At 72.9% G+C, this 22,593-nt stretch carries 13 protein-coding genes and 1 riboswitch; of the genes, 4 read left to right on the forward strand and 9 right to left on the reverse strand.

Annotated elements, in window-relative coordinates:
- Nucleotides 1-13: 13 nt before the first annotated feature.
- Together pulA and AB0I29_RS10300 are read right to left on the reverse strand one after the other, a co-directional pair.
- Nucleotides 14-5,515 (reverse strand): pullulanase-type alpha-1,6-glucosidase, encoded by a 5,502-nt coding sequence (gene pulA, locus AB0I29_RS10295; RefSeq protein WP_357481185.1) that lies wholly within the window; start codon nt 5,513-5,515, stop codon nt 14-16.
- A 119-nt stretch (nt 5,516-5,634) separates the two neighbouring features.
- Nucleotides 5,635-6,081, reverse strand: coding sequence for a GNAT family N-acetyltransferase (locus tag AB0I29_RS10300; protein WP_357481188.1), 447 nt, complete (start codon nt 6,079-6,081; stop codon nt 5,635-5,637).
- A 23-nt stretch (nt 6,082-6,104) separates the two neighbouring features.
- On the opposite strand from AB0I29_RS10300, the gene AB0I29_RS10305 reads away from it, so the two are divergent.
- Nucleotides 6,105-7,583 carry an MFS transporter gene (locus AB0I29_RS10305; protein ID WP_357481191.1) on the forward strand — a complete coding sequence of 493 codons (1,479 nt, stop codon included), beginning with the start codon at nt 6,105-6,107 and terminating at the stop codon, nt 7,581-7,583.
- A 16-nt stretch (nt 7,584-7,599) separates the two neighbouring features.
- On the opposite strand, the gene AB0I29_RS10310 is transcribed toward AB0I29_RS10305, so the two are convergent.
- The 5 genes from AB0I29_RS10310 to AB0I29_RS10330 form a co-directional block, all read right to left on the reverse strand.
- A complete protein-coding gene (locus AB0I29_RS10310; protein ID WP_357481193.1) occupies nt 7,600-8,211 on the reverse strand; it encodes a dihydrofolate reductase family protein in 612 nt (203 codons plus the stop codon).
- Between the two features lie 142 nt (nt 8,212-8,353).
- Nucleotides 8,354-12,016, reverse strand: a complete 3,663-nt coding sequence (locus tag AB0I29_RS10315; RefSeq protein ID WP_357481197.1) for an ABC transporter ATP-binding protein — start codon at nt 12,014-12,016, stop codon at nt 8,354-8,356.
- Between the two features lie 139 nt (nt 12,017-12,155).
- A complete protein-coding gene (locus tag AB0I29_RS10320) occupies nt 12,156-12,674 on the reverse strand; it encodes a hypothetical protein (protein ID WP_357481200.1) in 519 nt (172 codons plus the stop codon).
- Nucleotides 12,675-12,778: 104 nt separating this feature from the next.
- On the reverse strand, nt 12,779-14,989 hold the full coding sequence (locus AB0I29_RS10325) for an NADP-dependent isocitrate dehydrogenase (RefSeq protein ID WP_357481203.1): 2,211 nt from the start codon (nt 14,987-14,989) through the stop codon (nt 12,779-12,781).
- 152 nt (nt 14,990-15,141) lie between these two features.
- A complete protein-coding gene (locus AB0I29_RS10330) occupies nt 15,142-16,131 on the reverse strand; it encodes a malate dehydrogenase (RefSeq protein WP_357481206.1) in 990 nt (329 codons plus the stop codon).
- A gap of 207 nt (nt 16,132-16,338) precedes the next feature.
- Between AB0I29_RS10330 and AB0I29_RS10335 the strand changes: the two genes are divergently transcribed.
- Together AB0I29_RS10335 and AB0I29_RS10340 are read left to right on the forward strand one after the other, a co-directional pair.
- Nucleotides 16,339-17,313: an aquaporin gene (locus tag AB0I29_RS10335; protein ID WP_285101240.1), complete on the forward strand. Its 975-nt coding sequence runs from the start codon at nt 16,339-16,341 to the stop codon at nt 17,311-17,313.
- Between the two features lie 135 nt (nt 17,314-17,448).
- Nucleotides 17,449-18,642 (forward strand): septum formation family protein, encoded by a 1,194-nt coding sequence (locus AB0I29_RS10340; protein WP_357481210.1) that lies wholly within the window; start codon nt 17,449-17,451, stop codon nt 18,640-18,642.
- A 68-nt stretch (nt 18,643-18,710) separates the two neighbouring features.
- Here AB0I29_RS10340 and AB0I29_RS10345 read toward each other — a convergent pair whose 3' ends face one another.
- Complete coding sequence (locus tag AB0I29_RS10345; RefSeq protein ID WP_285101236.1) at nt 18,711-19,148, reverse strand: DUF3017 domain-containing protein; 438 nt, start codon at nt 19,146-19,148, stop codon at nt 18,711-18,713.
- 109 nt (nt 19,149-19,257) lie between these two features.
- On the opposite strand from AB0I29_RS10345, the gene AB0I29_RS10350 reads away from it, so the two are divergent.
- Nucleotides 19,258-20,652 carry an FAD-dependent oxidoreductase gene (locus AB0I29_RS10350; protein WP_357481214.1) on the forward strand — a complete coding sequence of 465 codons (1,395 nt, stop codon included), beginning with the start codon at nt 19,258-19,260 and terminating at the stop codon, nt 20,650-20,652.
- Between the two features lie 140 nt (nt 20,653-20,792).
- Here AB0I29_RS10350 and purH read toward each other — a convergent pair whose 3' ends face one another.
- Nucleotides 20,793-22,445, reverse strand: coding sequence for a bifunctional phosphoribosylaminoimidazolecarboxamide formyltransferase/IMP cyclohydrolase (purH, locus tag AB0I29_RS10355; protein WP_357481217.1), 1,653 nt, complete (start codon nt 22,443-22,445; stop codon nt 20,793-20,795).
- A 33-nt stretch (nt 22,446-22,478) separates the two neighbouring features.
- Nucleotides 22,479-22,565: riboswitch (ZMP/ZTP riboswitch) on the reverse strand.
- Between the last annotated feature and the right edge of the window lie 28 nt (nt 22,566-22,593).

Raw genomic sequence — 22,593 nt, forward strand, 5'->3', positions numbered from 1 at the left:
GCTCAGTGGTCGGTCAGCGGCCCCGGGGGTCCGTCAGGACCGCCACCGTGCGGGGCGGCACCGTGACGGTGCCCGTCGCGGCGTCCCAGCCGGTCGCCCGCACCACCGGGTCCGCACCCCGCGCCTGGACGCGGGACAGCGCGTAGTCCCGCCCCGCCAGCTCGGGCACCGCGACGGCCGCCTCGTCCGGCGACGCGTTGAACACCACCAGCACGCCGTCCAGCTTCCGGTCGACGTCGGTCCGGCCCGCGCGGTCGTCGACCGACATGGTGATCACGCCGGGCACGGCGTCCGGCCCGGAACCGGGGAACGTCACCTTCTGCTGGATCAGCTCGGCCGAGCCCAGGCGGAACAGCTCGGTCGAGTGCCGCAGCTCCAGCAGCTCGCGCGCCTGGGCCGCGGAGAACCCGATGTCGTCGGCGTCCGGCTTGAGCGCCGCGTCGGCGAGCAGGGGCCGCTGGTACGGCCACTTGTCCTCGTTGTCGGCCGCCATCGGCAGACCCCGGCCGAACCCGTTGTCCTGCCCCGACCAGTCGATCGTGTTGAACCAGTCGCCGGAGTCGAACGAGTTGCGGTCCAAGGACTTGGAGCGCAGCAGGTCGGTGCCCGCGTGCCAGAACGAGGGCGACTGCGACAGCGCCGCCGTGGCCAGCGAGACCGTGTTCATCCGCACGCGGTCCGCCATCGGAGTGTCCGCCGGCAGCTTGAGCGCGAGCAGGTCGAACAGCGTCTCGTTGTCGTGCGCGTCCACGTACGTGACGACCTCCTCGGGCGAGTCGGCGTAGCCCGCGGGCGCGCCCCGGTAGTCCAGCTCGTCGCCCCGGACCCGCTCCCCGGACGAGGTGGTGACCTCGTAGGCGCGCAGGTTGCCGGCCAGCCCGAGCTTGACCCGGTCGGTCTGGTGCGCCAGGTCGGCCGCCTCGTCGGCGCCGCCGTCGTTGACCGACGCCGGGTCCTCCAGCCGGGCCTCGTTGCCGTTCGGGTCGGTGAACAGGCCGGTGCCGAAGCCCTGCGTGAACAGGGACGACCCGTCCACGGGCGAGCCGCCGTGCACGGCGTCGCGCAGCCGGTCGCTGAACGTGCCGATCCCCGTGCCGCCGAGCTGGCCCTGCGTGGCCTGCTCGAACCGGGCGTTGCCCGCGACCTCGCCGAAGTCCCAGCCCTCGCCGTACAGGTACACGCTCTTGCCGTCCACCCCGTCGCGCCGCAGCGTGAGCCCGTCGAGCCCCGCCCGCACGGCCTCCATGTTCGCGCGGGAGTGGTGCCCCATGAGGTCGAACCGGAACCCGTCCACGTGGTAGTCGCGGGCCCAGGTGACCACGGAGTCCACCATCAGCTTCTGGGCCATGGCGTGCTCGGTGGCGACGTTCTGGCAGCAGGTGCTCGTCTCGACGGCGCCGGTGGTCGCGTTCTGGCGGTGGTAGTAGCCCGGCACCACGCGGTCCAGCACCGACCTCGGGTCCTGGCCCGACGCCGCCGTGTGGTTGAACACCTGGTCCAGCACCACCTGGAGCCCGGCACCGTGCAGGTTGCCGACCATGGAGCGGAACTCGGCCACGCGTGCCCCGCCGTCGGCCTCGACCGCGTAGGAACCTTCCGGCGCCATGAAGTGGTACGGGTCGTAGCCCCAGTTGAAGGCGTCGCGCCCCTGCACCTCGGCGACGGCGGCCTGCTGCTCCGTGCCGTCGGGCGCGAGGCCGGACAGGTCGCCCGTGGTGGCCTGGTCGGCGCGGTTCTCGGGGATCGTCGCGATGTCGAACGTGGGCAGCAGGTGGACGGTCGTGAGCCCGGCGTCGGCCAGCGAGCGCAGGTGCTTCATGCCGTCCGAGCCCTTGACCCCGAACGCGCCGTAGGTGCCGCGCAGGCGGGCGGGCACGGTCTCGTCGGAGCTGGAGAAGTCACGCACGTGCAGCTCGTAGATCGTCTGGTCCACGGCCCGCTCCACCCGCGGCGCGGGCGTGGTGCGCCACACCTTGGGCCGCCAGGCGGCGGCGTCGAGGTCGACGGCGACCGAGTGGGTCGAGTCGAGCGTGAGGCCCACCGAGTAGGGGTCGGTCACGACGTTGGTCTCGACCTGGCCGGTGCTCGGCACGTACACCTCGACGGCGTAGCGGTACCGGGTGCCCTGCCAGTCGAGCCGGCGGTCGGTACGACCGCCGTCGAGCGTCCAGGCGCCGTCCTGCTGCCGGGTCATGGCGAAGGTGCGCGGCGCGGCGTCCAGCGCCGTGCCCGCGGGCCAGGCCTGCAGCGTCACGGCGCGGGCGGTGGGGGCCCACAGCGCGAAGGAGGCGTTCCTGCTGCCGTTCCACGTCACGCCGAGGGTACGGTCGGTCGCGAACAGGTCGTCCAGCACGCCGGGAATCTGCACGCCGGTCACGGCGGTCAGGGTCTCGCCGTCGTGCCGGGTCAGGCGCAGCGCCCCCGTCAGGGCCGACGTCGCCGCGGCCCGGCTCAGGCCCTCGGCCTCCAGGGCGAGGTACCCGGCCAGGTGGGGGAAGTCCTCGGCCACGTCGGCGGGCACGTCGCCCGTGCCGCCGGCCGGGACCAGCGGGTAGGACGCCGCCTCCGTCTCCAGCGCCCAGGTGTCGCCGGAACCGAAGTCGTCCGCCGGGACCAGGACGAGGCCCTGGCCGACCCAGTGCGCGGCCTGCTGCCCCTCCCCCGGGGTGCCGGGCGTACCGACCTGGACGGAGGGCACCTTGGTCTCCGGGTCCCAGGTGAAGGTGACGGGCCCGCCGCCGGTGGAGTAGGCGACGTTGGCGCCGTCCCGCACGCCGTCGGCCCCGTAGTTCTCGGCCCAGGAGCCGTTGACGGCCACCTTGAACTCGTGGGACCCGGCAGGCAGCTCGAACATGCCGGTGTACGTGCCGTCGTCCGCGAGCGTGAGGCGCGCGGCCTCGCAGTCCGGGGTCCAGTCGCCGGCGCAGCCCATCTCGCTGTTGTGCGAGCCGGGCACGGTGACCAGGTCGATGTCGGGGTCGGTGGGGTCGTCGACGACGCCGCTGACGTCCACGCCCACCGACGCGTACGAGCTGGCGGCGGACCGGTCGCCGTCGGCGTCCCGCGTGACCGCGCGGTACTCGACCAGCGTGCCCTCGGGCAGGTCGGCGCCGTTCGCCGACACGTCGTGGAAGACGCGTGGGGAGGTGTCCTCGGCGGTGCCCAGGTGGTGCCACTCGTCGGTGCCGACGGCGCGCCAGGCGAAGGAGGTCTCCGCCCAGGCGTCGGCGACCCCGGCCGCCACGGGGGCCACCCCGGTCACTGCGGCGCCCGGCCGGGCGCTCGTCCCGGGGACGACGGCGGCGACGCCGGCCGAGTCGGCGACCACGGTCCGGTCCGCGACCAGCACGACCGCGGAGCGGGCCGGGACGGTGAGCGTCACCGCGCCGTCGGCGTCGGCCGTGACCGTCGCGTCGGTGCCGTAGAGCGGCGCGTAGGCGGCACCCGGGGTGAGCGTGTCGAACGTGACCGTGCGCTGCTGCGCGGCGTTGTTCGCGGCGACGAGGTGCTCGACCTTCTCCTCGCGGTCGACGCGGGAGAAGGCGTAGACGCCCGCGCCGTCCTCCGCGTAGCGCTCGACCTGGGCGCCGGTCGCCAGGGCCGGGTGCTCCTCGCGCAGGTCGGCCAGGGCGGCGATGTGCTCGTAGAGCGGCGCGTCGGTGCCGTAGCGGTCCACGCTGCCGGCCTGCTCGCCGGTCACCAGGGGCTGGTCGGCGTACTCGTCGACCTGCGTGGCGAAGAGGGTCTGGCGGGCGTCCTTGTCGCCCCCGGTGCCCGCGAAGCCCTGCTCGTCGCCGTAGTAGACGACGGGCTGGCCGCGGGTCAGGTACATGAGTTCGTGCGCCAGCTCGTCGCGCTCCAGCGGGTTCTCGGCGCCCGCCAGCATGTAGCCGACGCGGCCCATGTCGTGGTTGCCGAGGAACGTCGGCAGAGCGGACGGGCTGCTGTGCGGCGTGGTGTAGAGGTCGTCGGAGGCGTACAGGTCCGCGAGCCGCTGCGCGCTGTTGCCGCTGGCGTAGCTGGTGGCGGCGGACTGGAACGAGAAGTCGAGCACGGAGCTCATGTCGGTGCGGCGCACGTACGGGGACGTCTTGGCGGCGTCGGCGTCGTACACCTCGCCGAAGGTGAAGAACTCGTCCTTGCCCCGGTCCCGGGCGTATTCGGCGATCTCGGTGGACCACTCCTCCCAGAACTCGAAGTTCACGTGCTTGACCGTGTCGATGCGGAACCCGTCGATGCCCAGGTCGATCCACGCCTTGTAGATCTCCTCGAAGCCGTCCACCACGGTGGGGTGCTCGGTCATGAGGTCGTCCAGGCCGCTGAAGTCGCCGTACGTGACCGACTCGCCCTCCCACGTCGAGTTGCCGCGGTTGTGGTACAGCGTGGGGTCGTTGAGCCAGGCCGGGACCTTGACGTCCTGGTCGGCCGGGTCGACGACGGGCGTGTACGGGAAGCTCGTGGCCGCGTCGAGCGCGGGGAAGTCGCCCGTGCCGGCGTGGTCGGCGGGGTCGAACGGGTTGCCGGCGGCATCCGTGTACGGGGCGGTGGCCTGGTCCACGTAGTCGTAGGTGCCCTCGGCGTAGTCGACGACGTCGGCCGTGTGGTTGGTGATGATGTCGAAGTAGACCTTGAGCCCGCGCGCGTGGGCGTCGTCGATCAGCGCCTCGAGCTCGGCGTTGGTGCCCAGGTGCGGGTCGATCCGCGTGAAGTCGGTGATCCAGTAGCCGTGGTACCCGGCGCTGACGTCGCTGCCCGAGCCCTGCACCGGGCGGTTGAGGAAGCTCGGGGTGAGCCAGATGGCGGTGGTGCCCAGGTCCTCGATGTAGTCGAGGTTCTGCCGCAGGCCCGCGAGGTCGCCGCCCTGGTAGAAGCCCTTGTCGGTCGGGTCGAAACCGGTCGTGAGCCGGTCGCCGTCCAGGCCGCCGGTGTCGTTGGCCGGGTCGCCGTTGGCGAACCGGTCGGTCATCACGAAGTAGAAGCGCTCGTCGCCGCCGGCCTGGCGCACGGGGTCGTGGACGAGGGTGTCGTCCGCCTCCGTGTAGTCCCCGGCCAGGGTGAGCGGGGTCAGGGCGGTGCGGTGGGTCGTGTCGTCGTAGGAGACGCGGACGCGGGCCGGGCCGTCGAGGTGGAGCGGGGCGTTCTCGGCGCCGCCGTCGCGCCCGTAGGACTCGTCCCACGTGTCGTCCAGGGCGACCTTGTACTCGTAGGTGCCCGCCGGGATCGCGAACTCCGCCACGAACGTGCCGTCGCCCTGGGCCACCAGCTCCGTGTCCGCGCAGGCCGGGTCCCAGTCGGCGGCGCAGCCGAGCTCGTCCTGGAGGCTGCCGACGAGGGCCGCGGTGCGGTCCTGGGCGGCCTGCGGCACGGCCCCGGCCGCGGCGGCCGACGTCGAGGCCGCGAGCCCGAGGGAGGCCAGCAGGGCGACGGCGGCCAGCCCCGCCCCCGCGCGCTGCCGCGCGCCAAGCCCACGGGCCAGTCGAGGATGAGCCGAGCGCGGGCGCGCGGTGCGAGACATGGATGACCCCTTCGTCGTCCGGAACCCGTGTGGTCCGAGCGCGACTGTAACGCTTGCAGAACCTTGCAGCAAGCGTCCGGAGTGACCGATTCGTGCGGCCCGCGAAATGTCCGCCGCTGTCAGAGCGGAAGCTTGAACCCCTCGTGCGACTGCGCGTAGCCGAGGTTCCGGTAGAAGCGGTGGGCCTCGGGCCGCTGCTTGTCCGACGTGAGCTGGGCCAGCACGCAGCCGCGTTCCCGGCCGCGCTCGTGGGCGTGCTCCATCATCCGGCGGCCGATGCCCTGGCCGCGCTGCGCCTTGTCCACCCGCACCGCCTCGACGAGGAGCCGGGAGGCGCCGTTGCGGGAGATCCCGGGGATGAACGTCAGCTGCATGACGCCGATCACCTCGCCGCCGGCCTCGGCGACGACCAGCTCGTTGTCCGGGCTTGCGCTCACGGCCTCGAATCCCGCGACGTGCGCCGCGCCGTAGGTGCCGGTCCGGGTGGCCGCGACGGCGTCGTCGGCGATGAGCTCGACGATCCGCTCGAGGTCGTCCCGCTCGGCTTCACGAAAGGTCAGTTCCATGGCGCCACCCTAGGCTCTTGTCTGTGACCACCTCCCCAGTGCCCGCGGCCGCGGACGACGCCTCCGGCGCACCCCCGCGCAGCTCCTGGCTCGCCCTCGCGGTGCTCATCCTCGGCGTCTCCATGGCCCTGCTGGACACGACCATCGTCAACGTCGCGCTGCCGACCATCCGCACCTCCCTGGACGCGTCGGAGGGCACGCTCTCCTGGATCATCTCGGGATACGCGCTGGCCTACGGCCTGGCCCTGATCCCCGCCGGGCGGGTGGGCGACCGCGTGGGCCACAAGTGGGTGTTCGTCGTGGGCCTGGCCGGGTTCACGCTCGCCAGCCTCTGGTGCGGCCTGGCCAACGGGGCCACCGAGCTGATCGTGGCGCGCGTGGTCCAGGGCCTGTGCGGCGGCATCTTCTTCCCGGCCGTCACGGCGCTGATCCAGCTCATGTTCACCGGCCGCACCCGCGGCAGGGCGTTCGCGGTGATGGGCGCGGCCATCGGCTTCTCGACCGCGCTCGGGCCGATCATCGGCGGACTGCTCATCGAGGCATTCGGTGAGAACGAGGGCTGGCGCTCGATCTTCTTCGTCAACCTGCCGATCGGCGTGATCGCGGTGGCCGCGGCGATCGCGCTGCTGCCCCGGATCGTCGTCGGCGGCGCCGCGCGGGGCGTCGACGTCGTCGGGCTGCTGCTGATCTCGGTGGCGCTCGTCGCGATCCTGGTGCCGCTCATCGAGGGCGAGGACGCCGGCTGGCCGTGGTGGACCTTCACGTCGCTGGTGGGCGGCCTGCTGCTGCTCGTCGCGTTCGCGTTCTGGGAGCGCCGGGTGGCGGCCCGCAGCGGCAGCCCGCTGGTGCCGCCGCACCTGTTCTCCCACGCCGCGTTCACCGGCGGCGTGATTCTCGCGCTGGTCTACTTCGCGGCGTTCACCAGCATCTTCTTCACCATCTCGATCTTCTGGCAGTCCGGGCTGGGGCACTCGGCGCTGGCCTCCGGCCTGGTGTCGGTGCCGTTCGCCATCGGCTCGATCCTGGGCGCGTCGCAGAGCGAGCGCCTGTCCCACCGCCTGGGCCGGACCGTGCTCGTGATCGGCACGGGCATGGTCGCCGCGGGCCTGGTCTCGGTGTGGCTCGTGCTCTGGCTGGTTCCGACCGGCGACCTGACTCACTGGCACCTGGCGGCGCCGCTGCTGGTCGGCGGCATCGGCAGCGGCCTGTTCATCGCGCCGAACGCCCAGTTCATCGTCGCGACGGTGGACCGCGACGAGGCCGGCGCGGCGTCCGGCGTGATCGGCACCATGCAGCGGATCGGCTCGGCGGCGGGGATCGCCGTGGTCGGCTCGGTGCTCTTCGGCGCGCTGACGTTCCCGCCCGGGCGCCCGACACCGGAGGTCGTCGCCGAGGTCTTCGCGCACGGCGCGACCCTGGCCATGGCGACCAGCGCGAGCCTCGCCGTGGTGGCGTTCCTGCTGGTGTTCGTGCTGCCGCACCGGGTGGAGCCGGCGCACTGACGCGGGCTCCCTGCCGTCACTCGTCGGGGAGCTGGCCCACGGCCTCCTCGTAGCCGCCCGTCGGCGGGTTCGGGTCCGGCGTGTAGACCAGGTGCAGCAGGCCGGTGCGGAACGGTGTGGCCGACAGGAGCTTCATGGGCCGGGACGGGTCGCCGTCCTGGAAGAGCCGCAGGCCGCCGCCCGCCGTGGCCGGGTGCACGAACAGGTGCAGCTCGTCGAGCAGGCCGGCGTCGAGGAGCTGGCGCACCACCGAGATCGAGCCGGACAGGCCGATCTTCTGGATCGAAGGGTCGTTCTTCAGCGCGGTGACGGCCTCGACCAGATCGCCCTGGAGCTGCTCGGAGTTGCGCCAGGTGAGGTCGAGCGGGCTGCGGGACGCGACGATCTTGCGGATGTCGCCCAGCCGCTTGGCGAACCCGGCGTCCTCGCCGCCGGCCTCCTCGCGCTCCGGCCAGGCGCCCGCGAACGAGTCGTAGGTGACCCGCCCGAACAGGAAGACGTCGGTGTTGTGCGTGTTGTCGACAGCCGCGCCGAGCTCGTCGTTGAAGTACGGGAAGTGCCAGTTGCCCTTGTCCGGCTCGACGACGCCGTCGAGCGCCATGAACAGGCTGGACACGATCTTCGCCATGGGGGGTCTCCTCGTTCGGTGCCGCGCTGCTCACTGGCGGGCTGCGGCTCTCCCCCTCCGACGACGACGGCCCGGCAAACTCATCGCCGGCACCCCGAGGGATGCCGGCGACGAGCTCACCGGGCCGGATCAGCCCGCGACGTCAGCCCGCCAGGTGGCTCCAGCGCGGGGCGAGGCCCGCCCACGGGCCGACGTCGGCCACCGCGCCGTCGACCAGCACCACCACGCGGTCGGCGCGGGCGAGCGCCGCGCGCTTGGAGGTGGCGCCGACCACCGTGGTGCCCCGCTCCCGCAGGGCGGCCCACAGCTCGATCTCGGTCGAGGCGTCCAGGGCGCTGGAGACGTCGTCCGCCAGCAGCAGCTCCGTGTCCGCCGCCAGGGCCCGCGCGAGCGCGAGCCGCTGCACCTGGCCGCCGGACAGCCGCACGCCACGGTGCCCGACGAGGGCATGCGGACCGCCGGCGTCGCGCATGTCCTGCTCCAGGCGCGCGCCCTGGACCGGACCGTCGATCTCGCGCGCGTGGTCGAGCTGCACGTTGTCGGAGAACGATCCGGACAGCACCCGCGGCACCTGGGCCACGTGCGCCACCTGGCCGGGGCGCAGGAACGCCTGGGCGTCGGTCACCTCGGTGCCGTTCCAGCGGACGTGGCCGGTGTGCTCCATGAGCCCCGCCAGCGCCGACAGCAGGGACGACTTGCCCGACCCGACCTGACCGAGCAGCAGCACCAGCTCGCCCCGGCGGATCTCCAGGTCGACGTCGGAGACGCCGATCGTGCCGTCGTCGTGCACCGCGGTCAGGTTGCGCAGCTCCAGGCGGTCGAGGGGCTCGCGCTCCGTCGGCTCCGGCGCGGGCGCGACACCCGTCACGAGGTCCACGCCCTGCTGGCGTGAGACGAGGTCGGTGCCGCCGGCGAACCGGGCGGTCGCGACCTGCCAGGCGCGGGTGCCGGGCGCCTCGGTGACCACGGCGCCCGCCACGACCCCGAACCACGCGAAGCCGGTCACGGCGTTCGCGACGAGCAGCGTCGTGGCCAGGTCCCAGGTGCCCACCAGCAGGAACCCCCAGGCGACGACGACGCCGATGTAGAGGGTCACCAGCGGCACCGAGTCGAGCACCGCCTGCACCCGGTGCTCGAAGATCGCGGCCTTGACCCGCCCGGAGTCCACCTCGCCGAGGTGCCGGCGCACGTCGGGCGTGCGGGCGGCGAGCTTCACCGTGCGCGCCGAGTCCAGGGCCGAGACGAGGGCGCGGCCGAACCGCGCACGGGCCGCCGAGGACCCGGCGGCGGAGCGGCCGGCGATCGGTCGGCCGATGGCCGAGGCCGCCGCGGAGACCACCATGACCGCGAGCAGCACGGCACCGGCGGTCCAGGTGCCGCTGATCAGGGCCGTGACCGCCACGATCGCGAGGCCGTTGACGAAGTCGACCCAGCGGTCGGCGTACCGCACGAAGCGGTCGGCGTCCATGGACCGGGCCACCACCTCGCCGGGCGGCGTGGCGGGCAGCCGGTACTGCCGGGTCTGCCCGTGCATGACCGACATCCGGATGCGCAGCAGCACCTCGACCCACCAGCGCGGGTACACGCCCAGCGCCCTGGAGATGAACAGCGGCTGCAGGAGCAGCAGCACGGCGAGCGCGACCAGCAGGCCGACAGGGAGCTCGCCGGTACCGACGATCTCGACCGTGCGGCCCCACAGGAACCCGCTGACCGCGCCCTGGGCCGCGACCAGGCTCGCCAGGAGGAACAGGACCGCACCGAACAGGCCCCACCTGGGGCGCACGAACAGCGCGTGCAGCACGCCGCGCGCGAGGCTCGGTCCGTCCCCGGGCGGGGTCAGGTCGGGCGGCGTCCCGGTCCGCCGGCGGCCGCCGACCGCGTCGGGCTCGGCGGTGTCGGGCTCAGCGGTGTCGGGCTCGGCCGTGCGGGGCTCGGCGGTGTCGGGCGCGGCGGTGCGGGGGTCGACGGCCGCGGAAGCCGTGACCGTCTGGGCACGCGCCTCGGCCGCGGTGGCCGGCGTGGGCTCGGCTGCCGTCTCGTCCAGCGACCCGTCGCTCGCGCCGGCCTCCAGCAGCAAGCGGAACGGGCCGGGCGTGCGGGCGAGCCTGGCCCGGGGGCCCTGCTGCACCACGCGACCGCGATCGAGGACCGCCACCAGGCCGGCGCGCTCGATCGTGCCGAGCCGGTGCGCGATGAGCACACCGGTACGACCGCTGAGCAGCCGGTCGGACGCGGCGACGACGCGCGCCTCCGTCAAGGGGTCCATCCGCGCGGTCGCCTCGTCGAGCACGACGAGCTGGACGTGCCGCACGAGGAGCCGGGCGAACGCGACGAGCTGCTCCTCGCCCGCCGACAGCGTGGTGCCGCCCGGGCCGAGGAGCGTGTCGAGACCGTCGGGCAGACCGGCTGTCCAGTCGGTCAGGCCGAGCTCGCGGACCGCGGCCTCGATGTCGGCGCGCGGCACGTCGGCGAACAGCGCGATGTTCTCCGCGAGCGTGCCGGCGATGATCTCCGTGCGCTGGGTGACCACGCCCACGGCGCCGCGCAGCTTCTGCAGGTCCAGGTCGCGCACGTCGGCGCCGCCGAGGAACACCGACCCCCGCTCGGGCTCGACCGCGCGCGACAGCAGCGCGGCCAGCGTCGACTTGCCGGAGCCCGTGCGGCCCACGAGGGCCACGGTCTCGCCGGCGGGCACCATGAGGTCCACGCCGGTCAGGGCGAACGTGCCCTCGTCGTAGGCGAAGGTCAGGTCGCGCAGCTCGAGGCCCAGCTGCCCCTCGGGAAGGTCGTCACCGCCCTCGGGCTCGGGCTCGACCTCCAGCATCTGCCGGATGCGCAGCACCGCGCCGAGGCCCTCCTGGATGTCCGGCAGGTGGTGCACCAGGTTGTCCATCTGCCCCACGAACATCGCGGTGACCAGGAACAGCGTGACGAGCTGCTGCACCGACAGGCCACCCCCGGCGGCCACGACCGCGCAGGTGACCGCGGTGCCGGCGAGCAGCGCGTACATGACGAGGCCGGCCCGCCGCAGCAGGCGCTCCTCGACGCGCACCACCGCGCGGAACTTCTCGTGGACGATCGCCGAGAGCTGCGCGACGCGCCGCACGGCGAACGCCTGGCCGAGGCTGGTGCGCAGGTCGTTCCGCGCGGCGACCGCCTCCTCGAAGGCGGCGGCGTGGTCGGTCCAGGCGGCCTCCTCGATCACCTTGCGGCGCGCGATCTCGCCGAGCAGGGGCCGGGTGAGCAGGGCGACGATGCCGCCCAGCACCGGGAAGAGCAGCCAGGCCGGCCACCAGGTGATACCGGCGATGATCCACATGGGAACGACGCCGACCACCGTGCGGCCGGCGCCCCAGAGCTGGCGGCGCACGAGGGTGCCGACGGCGTGCGTGTCGTCGTCGACCCGGTCGAGCACCTCGCCGACCGCCTGCTCGGAGAGCGTGGCAAGCGGCTGCCGCAGGGCCGCGCTGAGCAGGTCGCTGCGGAGCTTGCCCTCGGCCCGGTCCACGACGCTCGCCCAGGTCACCTGGCCGACGCCGTCGAACACCGCACCGCCGACGACGCACGCGGCGAGCAGGACCAGCCCGACCACCGTCGCGTCGGCGGCCAGCCGGCCGGCCGCGACCGTGCCCAGCGCCAGGCCGACGGCACCCGCGGTGAGCGCGAGCAGCGCCACGACCGCGGCCGGGCCGCGCAGCCGCCGCCAGTCGAGCCGGCGGGCCGGGTCGGTCGGCGGCGTCGGCGCAGGACGAGGCGACGCCTCAGGAACGGGCGTGGTCTCGGGGGTGCGGGGTGCGTCGATCATCGTTTCCCGAGGCTACGACGAGACACCGACAGTCCCCGCCTCTTTTTCGGGCGGAGCGACCAAGGTCACGGTGGAGCGGACCCGGGTGCCGCCGGGGGCTTACCTGGCCGGCAACCGTTCACACGGGCCGATGTGCCGACTACTGCAACGCGGTGCAGGCGTCGTCCTCCGGCGCACAGATGGAGACCTGATACAGGTAGGAGAACGTTCCGCTTCTGCTGCCCGCTACCCAGTCCACGTCGAATCCCTCAAGCGTGCGGCTCTGGTCGACCTCACGTTCCAGCTCCACGAGGAGCGTCGAGACACCGTCGAGCCCGGCACTGCCGCACTGGCTGCTCACTACATGATGGGACACGTCGTATCCGGATCGTGTCAGCGAACCACGGTCCGCCGCGTCGTCCGCCGCACCCGGGACCACGGTGAACGAGGTCACCGTCACCCCGGTGGCGTCGATGGCCCGCACCTCGGTGACCGTCCCGTCGTCCGCCCCGGCCACGCAGATGCTCATGAGCCCCACGAACATCGGCTCACCACGCTTCATGTCAGCCATCGCGCTCGACATGACCCCGTTCGAGTCCGGTCCGCCTGCGCGCCGGACCTCCACGGCGTTGGCCGAGCATGCGGCGGCGAGGCAGAGCACCAGCCCGACCGTGCCCACGGCGAGCCTGATCCTCGTCGAGCGCGCGAGCAGGGGGCGGGTGGAAGTCCGAGTCCGGACTCCCACCCACCCCCTCATCACAGCCCTCCAGCTCTCGGCGAGCGTCAGAGAGACGCGAGGGCCTCGTTGAAGGTAGCGCTCGGGCGCATCACCGCGGACGCCTTGGCGTCGTCCGGACGGTAGTAGCCGCCGATGTCGGCCGGCTTGCCCTGGACCGCGACGAGCTCCTCCACGATCGCCTGCTCGCTCGTGGCCAGCGCCTCGGCGAGCGGCTTGAACGTGGCGGCCAGCTCGGCGTCGTCCGACTGCCCGGCCAGCTCCTGCGCCCAGTACAGGGCAAGGTAGAAGTGCGAGCCGCGGTTGTCGATGGTGCCCAGCCGGCGGCCCGGCGAACGGTCCTCGTTGAGGAACGTGCCGGTGGCCCGGTCGAGGGTGTCGGCCAGGACCTGGGCCCGGGCGTTGCCCTCGGTCACCGCGAGGTGCTCGAAGGACGCGGCGAGCGCGAAGAACTCACCGAGCGAGTCCCAGCGCAGGTAGTCCTCCTCGACGAGCTGCTGCACGTGCTTCGGCGCGGAGCCGCCGGCGCCCGTCTCGAACAGGCCGCCGCCGTTCATCAGCGGCACGATCGAGAGCATCTTGGCCGACGTGCCGACCTCGAGGATCGGGAACAGGTCGGTGTTGTAGTCGCGCAGCACGTTGCCGGTCACCGAGATGGTGTCCAGGCCCTCGCGGATGCGCGCGAGCGAGAACGCCGTGGCCTCCGCCGGGTCCATGACGTGGATCTCGAGGCCCTCGGTGTCGTGCTCCGGCAGGTACTGCTCGATCTTGCGGATCAGGTTGGCGTCGTGCGCGCGCCGCGAGTTCAGCCAGAACACGGCGGGCGTCTCCGACAGGCGGGCCCGCGTGACGGCCAGCTTGATCCAGTCGCGGATCGAGGCGTCCTTGGTCTGGCAGGCGCGCCAGATGTCACCGGCGTGGACGGCGTGCTCGATGAGCACGGCGCCGGAGCCGTCGACGACGCGGACGGTGCCGTCCGTCGCGATCTCGAACGTCTTGTCGTGCGAGCCGTACTCCTCGGCCGCCTTCGCCATGAGGCCGACGTTGGGCACGGAGCCCATCGTGGCCGGGTCGAGGGCGCCGTTGACGCGGCAGTCGTCGATGACGGTCTGGTAGATCCCGGCGTAGGAGGAGTCGGGGATCACCGCGAGGGTGTCCGCCTCCTCGCCGTCGGGCCCCCACATGTGGCCGCCGATGCGGATCATGGCGGGCATCGAGGCGTCGACGATGACGTCGGACGGGACGTGCAGGTTGGTGATGCCCTTGTCGGAGTTCACCATGGCCATCTTCGGGCCGTCGGCCAGCGCGGCGTCGAACGCGGCGCGGATCTCGGCGCCGTTCGGCAGCGACTCGAGGCCGGCGAAGATGCCGCCCAGGCCGTCGTTCGCCGACAGTCCGGCGGCGGCCAGGTCCTGGCCGTACTTCTCGAAGACCGGCTTGAAGAAGGCCTTGACCACGTGGCCGAAGATGATCGGGTCGGAGACCTTCATCATCGTGGCCTTGAGGTGCACCGAGAAGAGGACGCCCTCGGCCTTGGCCCGCTCGATCGACTCGGCGAGGAACGCGTCCAGCGCGGCGGCGTCGAGGAACGTGCCGTCCACGACCTCCCCGGCCAGCACCGGCAGCGACTCCTTGAGCACGGTCACGGTGCCGTCGGCCGCGACGTGCTCGATGCGCAGCGTGTCGTCGGCCTCGACGATCACAGACTTCTCGTTGGAGAAGAAGTCGTCGTGGCCCATGGTCGCGACGTTGGTCTTGGAGTCGGCCGACCACGCGCCCATGCGGTGCGGGTGCGCCTTCGCGTAGTTCTTGACCGAGGCGGGGGCGCGGCGGTCCGAGTTGCCCTGGCGCAGCACCGGGTTCACGGCGGAACCCATGACGCGGCCGTAGCGCTCGCGCGCGTCCTTCTGCTCGTCGGTCTCGACGCTCTCCGGGAAGTCCGGCAGGTCGTAGCCGAGGCCCTGGAGCTCGGCGACGGCCGCCTTGAGCTGCGGCACCGACGCCGAGATGTTCGGCAGCTTGATGATGTTGGCCGCCGGGTCGTTCGCCAGCTCGCCCAGCTCGGCGAGCGCGTCCTCCTGGCGCTGCTCCTCCGTGAGCCGCTCCGGGAACTGGGCGATGATCCGGCCGGCGAGCGAGATGTCGCGGGTCTCGACGTCCACACCGGCCTTGGCCGCGTACGCCGAGACGATCGGCAGGAACGAGTACGTCGCCAGAAGCGGGGCCTCGTCCGTGTGGGTATAGATGATCTTGGACATGGGTGTGGCTGACTCCCCGGGATGTTGGAATGTGCCGATCTCTCGATATCAAGATACCTGAGGGTCCTGCGCACTCCTCAATTGCGAGACACACCTCACGCACTGATGTGTCAGACGTACAGGTCACTCGCGTGACCTGTACGTCTGACACGTCAGATCAGACCGAGCGCCCGGACCGCGTCGCGCTCCTCCACGAGCTCGGCGACGCTCGCGTCGATCCGGCCGCGGGAGAACTCGTCGATCTCGAGGCCCTCGACGATCTTCCACTCGCCGGTGCCGTCGGACGTGACCGGGAACGAGGAGACGAGCCCCTCCGGCACGCCGTACTCGCCGGAGGACCACAGGCCCGCCGAGGTCCAGTCGCCCTCGGGGGTGCCGAGCGTCCAGTCGCGCACGTGCGCGATCGCCGCGTTGGCCGCCGACGCCGCCGAGGAGGCCCCGCGCGCCTGGATGATCGCGGCCCCGCGCTTGGCGACCGTCGGGATGAAGTCGTCGGTGAGCCAGGCGGTGTCGGCCGCGACGTCGGCGCCGGGACGGCCGCCGACGTCGGCGCGGAACAGGTCCGGGTACTGCGACGCGGAGTGGTTGCCCCAGATGGTGAGCCTGCGGATCTCGCTGACGGGGGTCCCGGTCTTGGCCGCGACCTGCGAGAGCGCCCGGTTGTGGTCGAGCCGCGTCATCGCGGTGAACCGCGTCGCCGGCACGTCGGGGGCGTTCGACGCCGCGATGAGGGCGTTGGTGTTGGCGGGGTTGCCGACCACGAGCACCCGGACGTCGTCCGCGGCGCCGTCGTTGATCGCCCGGCCCTGCGGGCCGAAGATGCCGCCGTTGGCCTCCAGCAGGTCGGCGCGCTCCATGCCCGCACCGCGGGGGCGGGCGCCGACGAGGAGGGCGACGTTGACGCCGTCGAAGGCCTTGACCGGGTCGTCGAAGATCTCGACGCCGGCCAGGTTCGGGAAGGCGCAGTCGTCGAGCTCCATGGCGGTGCCCTCCGCGGCCGCGACGGCCTGCGGGATCTCGAGGAGTCGGAGCCGTACTGGCGTGTCCGCGCCGAGCATCTCGCCCGCAGCTATGCGAAAGAGGAGCGCATACCCGATCTGGCCAGCGGCTCCGGTGACGGTGACATTCACGGGTTCAGTCATGACCCCACTCTTGCATCGACCGACCCGCCTCGCCCAGCCCCTGGCCCGATCCGTGTCCCGCCTGGTACCGAGCGCGGGTACGGTGAAGAAAATGCCCGCGCGTATTCAGGTTTTGTTCAGGCGGGTAATGGCAGGATGTGCGCGACATCGCACTGCACGCCGCCATGACGCGCACCGAACGGTGTGCCACCGAAAGGATCTGACTTCATGTCCCAGGACCTCGCCGCGACCAGCGGCGTCACCGAGGTCGAGGAGCGGTCGCCCAGCCTGCTCTCCCGCCTGCTCGCCGAGACCTTCGGCACGTTCCTGCTGACGCTCGTGATCGTGGGTGTGCTCGTCTACAGCCCGCTGAACACGGTCGGCGGGCTCGGCGTGGCGCTCGGTGGAGGCTTCGCCTACATCGCGGGTGCTGCTGCCGTCGGCCGCGTCTCCGGTGCGCACTTCAACCCGGCGATCTCGCTGGGCGCCTGGCTCAGCGGCCGCATCTCGCTCGGCAACATGTTCAGCTACTGGGGCGCCCAGCTCGTGGGCGCGATCCTGGCGGCCGCCGTGCTGTTCGCGACCGTGCCCCAGCCGCTGCTCGCGCTGCTCGGCAAGGAGAACACCTCCGACACGTTCGACTCGGCCGTCAACGGCTTCTCGCAGCACTCCCCGCTCTACCTGCAGACGCAGGGCCAGGCCCAGTTCGACTGGCTCCCGGCGCTGCTCGTCGAGGTCATCATCTCCGCGATCCTCGTGGGCGTGTACCTCGGCGTGCACGACCGCCGCAGCAAGATCGGCTACGCCCCCGTCGCCGTGGGCAGCGCCATCGCCGCGCTGACCCTGGTCTCGTGGTTCGTCACCAACACCGGGATGAACCCGGCCCGCTCCACGGCCGCCGCGCTCTTCGCGAACAACTGGGGCGGCGACGGCTCCGGCCGCCAGCTCTGGCTGTTCTGGCTCGCCCCGCTGGTCGGTGCCGCGCTCGCCGCGCTCTTCTACCGCGCGTTCGCCTCGGTCGAGCCCGAGGGGCTCGAGCTCGACGAGGAGGAGGACGACGAGGACGAGGACGACGAGACGGCCGAGCCCGTCACGGCGCAGTCCGCCCCCGCGGCCGAGGCCTCGGAGGAGACCCCCGAGACCCCGGAGAAGACCGCCGAGGGCGAGACCGAGTCGGAGAAGAAGGCCGACGACAAGGCCTGATCCCTCGTAGCACCGCACGACGCCGGGGCCGCACTTCCGTACGGGAGGTGCGGCCCCGGCGTCGTACCGGCCGCGGACCCACCGGATGAAACCGTCGCTTCCGGGACACAGCGTGCACCGCTACGATCCCGGATCATGGCCGACACCACGCAGACGTCCCGCGGCGCGACGGAACCGGCCGACACCGAACCGGAGGCCGTGGCCGAGACGGAGGCCCCGGACAAGGACGTGAGCTCGGGCGAGAAGCCGGGCGACGAGGCGCCCTCCGACGGCGAGAAGCCCGACGAAGACGCGCCGTCCGACCCGAAGCCCGACGGCGGCGAGCACGACGGCGAAGAGCCGGACGACGACACGAAGACCGGCGACGGCGAGCAGGACGACCACGAGACGCCCGGCGACTCCGAGAACATCGGCGACACCGCCGACCCGAACGAGCTGCCCTACCCGACCCGCGCGGGCTGGGTGGTCGCCGCGTTCCTGTTCTTCTGGCCGCTCGCGATCCCCGCGCTCGTGCAGTCGATGCGCACCGCCGAGGCGAACGGCACGGGCAACGTGCGCCGCGCGAAGAAGTCGTCGGTGCGCACCCTCGACTTCTCCCTTGCCGCGGTCACGGTGGGCGTGCTCGGGATCGCGGGCCTGTGGATCGCCATCGCCGCGGCGCCCACCTACGCGTCGGCGCTCCCGCCCGGCTTCGTCTCGGCGGCCCGGGCGTTCGTCCCGCCGGCCCTGGCGGGCCCGCTCGGCATCGAGCCCGACGACGGCGCCGTGCTCGCCGAGCCGACGCCGTCCCCCACGCCGACCGGCGACCCGTACGCGACGGCCGACCCGTACGCGGACCCCTACGCCGACCCGTACGCCGAGGACCCGGACACCCTGCCCACGCCGGAGGCCGGCGGCGAGCTGGAGCCGAGCGAGGCGCCCACGCCGGACGCCGACACCGAGGCGACCGCAGGGGCGGAGATCCCGGACCTGCAGGTGGGCGACTGCATCGACACGTCGGCGACGTCGGGCCAGACCACGCTGTACCGGATCCCGGTGGTGCCCTGCACCACGGCGCACGGCGGCGAGATCTACGCGGAGACAGCGGCGGCCGACAGCCTCGCCGAGAACGGCGCGACCCCCACGCAGCAGGCGCTGTGGGACGCCGCGGACGCGTACTGCTACCCGGAGTTCACCAGGTACGTCGGCCTGCGGTGGGCCAAGTCGGAGCTGCTCTACTGGCCGATCGCGCCGTCGGAGGAGAGCTGGGCCGAGGGCGACCGCCGCATCCTCTGCGTCGTGGAGTCGGAGCAGCCGGTGACGGGCTCGCTCGAGGGCGCCGACCGCTAGGTCGGGCCCGGCCGGGCCGGGAACGGCCGCCGCCGGATCAGGCCCGGCGTCCGGTCAGGTGCTCGACGTCAGATGCTCGGCGTCGCGACGGCGAGGGCGCCGATCAGCACGGCGGTCGCGCCGTACAGGATGATGTCGATCGTCCGGGTCCGGATGACAAGGCCCACAGGGCTGTCGAGCACCGCGCGGAAGATCGCGCAGACCACGAGGACCACCCCGATGCCGATCGCCCCGGCACGCGCGCCGGCGACCAACCCGAGCAGCACGGAGATGCCGACACCCGCGAGGACGAGCCAGATCGCGAGGTTGCTCCGCTGCGGCTCCGCCGGACTCACGTCCGAGTCCTCGCCGCTGGCTGGCTCACTGCGGTCGAGCTCCTGGCTGGTCGTCGTGGTGGCCGTCATCAGGTCGGCCCGTCCGGTGCGTTCGAGCGTAGCCGTTCCGGCCGAGCCCGGCTCGAGGAGGCTCGTGGCGCCGGGGGCAGTCCGCATCTCACTGAGATCCACGGGACGAGGGTACAACCGAAACGTCGCGATTCTGCAGGACCGTGACCTGCTTGCAACCTGACGCAAAGCACATTCCCAGGTTGGCGGCCTGCGAGCTACCGTGAGGTCCATGCCGTCCCCTTCAGGTCAGGTCCCCAGCAGCGTGGTCGTCGTGGGTGCGGGCCTGGCGGGCGCACAGACCTCCGCCGCGCTGCGGAAGCACGGGTTCGAGGGGCACCTGACGGTGCTCGGCGCGGAGGGCCTGCCGCCCTACGACCGCCCGCCGCTGTCCAAGGAGCTGCTCAAGCGCACGGAGCCGGTCTGGCTCGCCGACGACCTCGGGATCGACCTCACCGCCCTCGCCGACGACCTGCGGCTCGCCGACCCGGCGACCCGCCTCGAGGTGGACCAGGAGCGGGTGGTGGTCCGGACGGCGTCGGGCGACGACGTCGTGGCCGACGCCGTGGTGCTCGCCACCGGCAGCGCGCCGCTGCGCCCCGCCGGCTGGGACGCCGCCATGACCCTGCACACGGCCCCGGACGCCGAGCGGCTGCGCGCCGCCGTCGTGCCCGGGATGCGGCTCGTGGTGGTCGGCGCGGGGTGGATCGGCGCGGAGGTGGCGGGTGTCGCCGCGGGCGCGGGAGCCCGCGTCACGGTCGTGGAGGCGGGTCCGGTCCCGCTGGAGCGACAGCTCGGCCACAAGCTGGGCGGCCTGCTCGCCCCCTGGTACGACGACGCCGGGGTCACCCTGGTCACGGGCGTCGCCGTCGAGAAGGTGCTGCCCGGACCGGCCGGCGGTGCGCCCGGCGGCGGGAGCGTGGTGCTCGCCGACGGCCGGGTGCTGGAGGCCGACCTGGTCCTGGCCGCCGTGGGAGCTCGCCCCGCGACGGGCTGGCTCGCGGGCTCCCTGCCGCTGGAGGGGAACGGCGGGCTGCGGGTCAACCGCGCCGGCCGGTTCATGGGCATGCACTCCCCCACCGACCCGGCGGGGCGCCTGCACCTCGACGCGCTGCGCCGCATCTGGGCGGTGGGCGACATCGCGACCCGCGAGCACCCGGTGTTCGGGCCGGTGCCGGGCGGGCACTGGTCGGCCGCCCTGCACGACCCCGAGATCACCGTCCGGGCCCTGCTCGGGCTCGACGAGCGCGCCGCCGAGCCCGAGCACGTGCGCGAACGGCTCGGCCTCGCCCCGATCCATGCCCACGCACCGTACGTGTTCTCGCAGCAGCTCGGGCACGACCTGGCGCTGTTCGGGGTGCCGTCCCCGTTCGACGACGTGGTGCTGCGCGGCACGCCCGCGGCGTCGGGCGGCTGGGGCGCCCTCTACCTGGAGAACGCGCTGGACCGGCATCCGCGCCGCACCCCGGACGGGCACCGCGTGGCGACCGTCCGGGCGATGCTGCTGGTCGACTCCCCGCGCGAGGTGGGGCAGGTGCGCAAGCTGATGAACCGCGGGGTGCCGTTGGAGGTCGACCTGGACCGAGCGCTGGACCCGACGGTCAAGCTGAAGGATGCCGTCGTCTGAACCTGATCTGAGCCTGGGTGCGCCGACGACCGCCGCGGGGTAAGCACGACCCAGCCGGGTGGGTAACGGAGAGGTAGCACTGCTGGCTCTCCGTTACCCACCCGGCTGAGTGACGTCCGCCCTGGGGGCACCACCTCGGATCAGTGCGCGAAGTGGCGTGTGTCCGTCAGGTACATCGTGACGCCGGCCGCCTCTGCGGCCTTGATGACCTCCTCGTCGCGGATCGAGCCGCCGGGCTGCACCACGGCGGTGACCCCGGCGTCGAGCAGCACCTGGAGGCCGTCCGCGAACGGGAAGAACGCGTCGGAGGCCGCGACGGCGCCGCGGGCGCGCTCGACGGGACCGGACTCGCCCTCGGCCAGGGTGTTGGCACGCTCGACCGAGAGGCGGCACGAGTCCACGCGGTTCACCTGGCCCATGCCGATGCCGACGGCCGCGCCGTCCTTGGCCAGCAGGATCGCGTTCGACTTGGCGGCGCGCACGGCCTTCCAGGCGAATGCGAGGTCGGCGAGCACCTCGGGCGACGCCGCCTCGCCGGTCGCGAGGGTCCAGTTCTCGGGCAAGTCGCCGTCGGCCTGGAACCGGTCCGTGGCCTGCATGAGCAGTCCGCCCGAGATGGGCCGGGTCTCCACGGCGCCGGCCGGCGCCTGCGGCACCACCAGGAGCCGGATGTTCTTCTTGGCCTGGAGGATCTCCAGCGCCTCCGGCTCGAAGCCGGGGGCCACGACCACCTCGGTGAACACCGGGGCGATCTGCCGCGCCGCGTCGGCCGTGACGGTGCGGTTGGCCGCGATCACGCCGCCGTAGGCGCTGACCGGGTCGGTCGCGTGCGCCCGGGCGTGGGCCTGCGCGATGTCCTCGCCCACGGCGATGCCGCAGGGGTTCGCGTGCTTGATGATCGCGACGGCAGGGCCCTCGTGGTCCCAGGCGGCGCGCCACGCGGCGTCGGCGTCGACGTAGTTGTTGTAGCTCATGGCCTTGCCGTGCAGCTGCTCGGCCTGGGCCAGGCCCGTGACGCCGTCGCCGCGGGTGTACAGGGCGGCGCGCTGGTGCGGGTTCTCGCCGTAGCGGAGCACGTCGGCGCGCTCCCAGGTACCGCCGACCCAGGCCGGGAATCCGGTCGAGACGGGCCCGTCGGCGCCGTCCACGGCGTCCGTCGGGGAGACGACGGAGCCCATCCAGGACGCCACGGCGACGTCGTAGGTCGCGGTGTGCACGAACGCGGCGGCGGCGAGCGCCTTCCTCTCGGCATAGGTGAAGCCGCCGGCGCGGACCGCGCGAGCGACGTCGTCGTACCGCGCGGGGTCCACGACCACCGCGACGGACGGGTGGTTCTTGGCCGCGGCGCGCACCATGGACGGCCCGCCGATGTCGATCTGCTCGACGACGGCGTCGGGCCCGGCGCCCGACGCGACGGTGGCCGCGAACGGGTAGAGGTTCACGACGACGAGCTCGAACGGCGAGATCTCGAGCTGGGCGAGCTGGTCGAGGTGGTCCTGCTTGCGGGTGTCGGCCAGGATGCCGGCGTGCACGCGGGGGTGCAGCGTCTTGACGCGGCCCTCCAGGCACTCGGGGAAGCCCGTGAGCTCCTCGACCGGGGTGACGGGGATACCCGCGTCGGCGATCGTGGACGCGGTGGAGCCGGTCGAGACCAGCTCGACGCCGGCGTCGTGCAGCGCGGTGGCGAGCTCGATCAGGCCGGTCTTGTCGTAGACGCTCAGCAGCGCACGCCGGACGGGGCGCTGCGAGTCGTCGGTGAGCTGGACGTCAGGGGTGGACGGGGCGCCGGACATGGCGGTTCTCCTCGGAAGTAGCCTCGTGGAAAACCCTGGCACCCAGGCGGGCGGCGCGCATCACGGGTCGCTCGGCCGCTCCCCGGTGGTGACCCACCCTCGCCAGTCACGGCCAGGTGCAGTCTAGCGGTGGCCGGGCCGTGCCGGT

It is taken from the genome of Promicromonospora sp. NPDC050262 (assembly GCF_040655935.1).
Classification (GTDB): domain Bacteria; phylum Actinomycetota; class Actinomycetes; order Actinomycetales; family Cellulomonadaceae; genus Promicromonospora.